Source organism: Arenimonas sp., from assembly GCF_019459675.1.
Classification (GTDB): Bacteria; Pseudomonadota; Gammaproteobacteria; order Xanthomonadales; family Xanthomonadaceae; genus Arenimonas.
On record NZ_JAIBFH010000408.1, the window covers coordinates 1 to 3600 of the forward strand.

5 protein-coding genes and 1 pseudogene are annotated in these 3600 nt (G+C 70.7%); 4 read left to right on the forward strand and 2 right to left on the reverse strand.

From position 1 onward, the window contains the following. The 3 genes and pseudogenes from K0M70_RS13485 to K0M70_RS13495 form a co-directional block, all read left to right on the forward strand. Window positions 1-230 (forward strand): annotated as a pseudogene (locus K0M70_RS13485) (hypothetical protein); the annotation flags it as partial. Next, on the forward strand, window positions 227-967 hold the full coding sequence (gene tatC, locus K0M70_RS13490) for a twin-arginine translocase subunit TatC (protein WP_290782784.1): 741 nt from the start codon (window positions 227-229) through the stop codon (window positions 965-967). The pseudogene K0M70_RS13485 and the gene tatC, both read left to right, overlap by 4 nt. Window positions 968-971: 4 nt before the next feature. Further along, window positions 972-1661, forward strand: coding sequence for an RDD family protein (locus tag K0M70_RS13495; protein WP_290782785.1), 690 nt, complete (start codon window positions 972-974; stop codon window positions 1659-1661). A 1-nt stretch (window position 1662) separates the two neighbouring features. Here the strand turns inward: K0M70_RS13495 and K0M70_RS13500 are convergent, their stop codons facing one another. Continuing rightward, window positions 1663-2580 carry a hypothetical protein gene (locus tag K0M70_RS13500; RefSeq protein WP_290782787.1) on the reverse strand — a complete coding sequence of 306 codons (918 nt, stop codon included), beginning with the start codon at window positions 2578-2580 and terminating at the stop codon, window positions 1663-1665. After that, window positions 2577-3311 carry a glutamine amidotransferase gene (locus K0M70_RS13505; RefSeq protein ID WP_290782789.1) on the reverse strand — a complete coding sequence of 245 codons (735 nt, stop codon included), beginning with the start codon at window positions 3309-3311 and terminating at the stop codon, window positions 2577-2579. Before K0M70_RS13505 ends, K0M70_RS13500 begins: the two co-directional genes overlap by 4 nt. Before the next feature lie 69 nt (window positions 3312-3380). Here K0M70_RS13505 and K0M70_RS13510 point away from each other — a divergent pair. Then, window positions 3381-3600 (forward strand): glycine--tRNA ligase subunit alpha (locus K0M70_RS13510; RefSeq protein ID WP_290782791.1); only part of this gene is annotated, 220 nt, incomplete at its 3' end.

Here is a 3600-nt window from a genome sequence, read left to right on the forward strand (position 1 = left end):
TGGCCGACGCCGACGCGGCCACCGCGGTGCAGGACATTCCCGCCGCCGTTGATCCGCCCGCCCTGCCGGCGACCCAGCCCGCCGCCGAAGCGGCGGCACCCGCTGCCGACCCGGCGGCTCCGGTGCAGTCCGAGCTCGACAACTTCGAGTTCTACACCGACCCCGGGCCCGAGCCTGGGTCCGAACCTGCGCCGCGCGACGCCGGGCGCAGCGAGCCGCCGGCACCATGAGCACGCACCCCGGCCCGGCCGAAGAATCCCTGATGGGCCACCTGCTGGAGCTGCGCTCGCGGCTGCTGCGCTCGGTGATCGCGGTGCTGGTGGTTTTCCTGGCGCTGATGCCTTTCGCCAGCGATCTCTATGCGCGGTTCTCTTCGCCCATCCTGGCCAAGCTGCCCACCGGCAGCCAGCTGCAGGCCATCGACGTGGCGGGCGGCTTCTTCATTCCGATCAAGCTGGCGTTCTTCGCCGCGCTGCTGGTGGCCATGCCGTACCTGATCTACCAGGTGTGGGCGTTCGTGGCGCCCGGCCTGTACCAGAGCGAGAAGAAGCTGGCCCGGCCCATCCTGGGCGCCGCCGTGACGCTTTTCTACGTGGGCTGCGCCTTCGCCTGGTTCCTGGTGCTGCCGATGGTGTTCGGCTTCCTGGCGATGTTCACGCCCGACACGGTGGCGATGATTCCCGACGTGGCGCGCTATCTGGATTTCGTGCTGGTGATCCTGCTGGCCTTCGGCCTGAGCTTCGAGCTGCCGGTGGCGGAGGTGATCCTGGTGGTGCTGGGCTTGGTGACCCCGGCCCAGCTGCGCGAAGCGCGCGGCTACGTGGTGGTGGGCGTGTTCATCCTGGCCGCCATCATCACCCCGCCCGACGTGGTGTCGCAGCTGATGCTGGCCATTCCGCTGTGCGTGCTTTACGAGCTGGGCATCATCGCCGGCGCGCTGCTGCAGCCCAAGCCCGCCGCCGCCTGAGCCCATGAACCCGCCGGCCGGCTTCTGGCGCCGCTACGCGGCCTACAGCCTGGACGCCACGGCCATCGGCCTGCTGTGCCTGCCGCTGCTGTGGTCGCGGCTGGTGCTTGCGTCAAACCTGTTCCTGGACGCCAGCAACCGCCTGCTGGACCGGGTCTGGCCGATGCTGGACGCGGCCTCGTCCGGCGCCGGTGTAGTGCCCTCGGACTGGCTGGACCTGGCCCGCGACCCGGCGCTGCTGGACATCACCCGGCAACTGGCCGTCGAGCTGGCTCCCCTTTTACTGCAGGGCACCGGGGTGGTGATGGCGGTGGCGGCGCCCTGGTTCATCGCCAGCGAGTCTTCGCGCTGGCAGGCCAGCCCCGGCAAGCGCCTGCTAGGCCTGCGGGTCACCGATGTGCACGGTGAACGCTGCGGCCGCGGCCGCATCGCGCTGCGCTTCGTCGCCGGCCTGCCCTCGTGGCTGCTGCTGAACCTGGGCCATGCGATGGCCGGCGTCACGCCCGGCAAACGCGCGCTGCACGACTACCTCGCCGGCACCCGCGTGGAGCTGGCCCCCGGCGCGCCGGCGGCCCTGCCCCGCGCCGCCCGCAGCTGGCTGCTGCTGCAGGTGGCGGTGTTCTTCGGCCTGGTGGGCTTCGTAGTGCTGCGCTACTTGCAGCTGCTGGTGGAAATCACCCTGGGCAGCTACTGATTCAGGCGGCGATGGCGTCCATCGGGTCGGCCGCCGTTGCGCCGAAGATCTCGCGCCAGCCGTGGTAGTAAAAGCCGAACATCACCACGTAAACCGCCAGTGCCGCCAGCAGGTACATCGGCAGCAGCACCACGCCGGCAAGGATCGGGCTCACCATCGCCAGCACCGTGCCGAGCAGGGCGATCACCATCACCAGCAGCAGCATCACCACGAAACCGATCACCATCACCGCCAGGGTGAAGCCGAGCAGCGGGAGCACGTTCTTGAGCGTGGCCTTGAACCCCGAGGCCATCGCGGTCAACGGGCCGTGCCCGCCCAGCGCCGCCTGGTTGAGCGCCAGCATGTAGGCGTGCGTCATCAGGAAGATCACCGCGAACATGCCCAGCATCCAGGCCAGGAACATCGGCAGCAGCGACGGATCCAGGTCCGGCATGCCGGTCATGTCGGGCTGGCCGCCCGGCGGCGTGGCCATGGAGCGCGCCATCGCCTCGACGAAGAACTCCTTGCCCGGCAGCAGCACGAACAGCAGCCCGAACAGCGCCACGTAGATGGCCAGCAGCAGCAGGGCGGTCAGCACCATGCGCGTTGCGAACGCCATGTCCCGGTAGCCATCGAACACGTCGAACGCCGAGGCCGGCTGCCCGGTCTCGCAGTGGTGCAGCAGGCGGATCACCGCGCCGGTGAGCGGCGGCATCAGCACCAGGCTGGCCAGCATCGACAGCCCGTAAACGGTCCACATCAGCGCCGGGGAATCGGCCAGGGCGAACTGCGCCAGCATCTGCACCACCGTCGGCACCAGGCCCACCACCAGCAGGATCGCGAACCCGCCAAACAGTGCGCGGGGATTGCGCCGGCCCACGTCAATGGCCTTCATCAGCCAGCCGAAGGGCGCCCCCAGGCTTACGGTTCTTGCGGTCATGCCTTGCTCCGTGGATGGGCGCGTTGGTGCGCCGCGTGGATGAATCGCTTGAGCACCCGGCGCGCGGTCGGCGCCGGCTTGACGTCGCGCAGCAGCGTGCGATGGCAGGTGCCCTCGTCGCGCAGCGCATCGGAGCGCGCCTGGATATAGCCGCGCATCATGCGGGTGCTGAATTCGGGGTGGAACTGCACGCCCCACGTCGCCTCGCCCCAGCGGAAGGCCTGGCAGTCGTCGCGGTCCGAGCGCGCCAGCACGGCGGCCTGCGGCGGCGGCGCCAGCACCGACTGCAGGTGGGTGGTGTGCGCCGCGAACTGCCCGCCCAGGCCCCCGAACAGCGGGTCGGCGGAAGCATCGGCCAGCGCGGCCACGGGCACGGTGCCCATCTCGCGGCCGCGCGGGTTGTAGCCCACGCTGCCGCCCAGCGCATGCGCCAGCAGCTGGTGGCCGTAGCAGATGCCGAACAGCGGCAGGCCCGCATGCGCGGCGTCGCGCAGCCAGTCGGCGCTGCGCTCGCTCCAGTCGGAGCGGTCGGTCACCATCGCGCCCGAGCCCGTCACCAGCACTCCGGCGTAGTCGCCGGCAGAGGGCAGCGGCTCGCCGGCGGCAACGAAGCAAGAGCGCGCCTGGCGGCCGCTCAGGCCGGCGGCCACGCGTATCCAGTGGCCGAAGCCACCGTGCCGGCGCAGCGCCGGGATCGGCGTGCCGGTTTCAAGTATCAGGAAGGGTTTCATGGGCGCGCAGCGAGCCGTGGTGCGGTTCGTCGCTATACTAACGCGCTTACTACAAACGGCGAACCGGCGATGACCGCACCCACCTTCCAGGAACTCATCCTGCGGCTCAACCAGTACTGGGCCGACCAGGGCTGCGTCCTGGTCCAGCCGCTCGACCTCGAGGTCGGCGCCGGCACCTTCCACCCGGCCACCTTCCTGCGCGCCCAGGGGCCCGCGCCCGGGCGCGCCGCCGATGTGGAGCCCAGCCCCCCCCCCCCCCCCCGCCCCGACGGGCCAAACCCCCACCGGC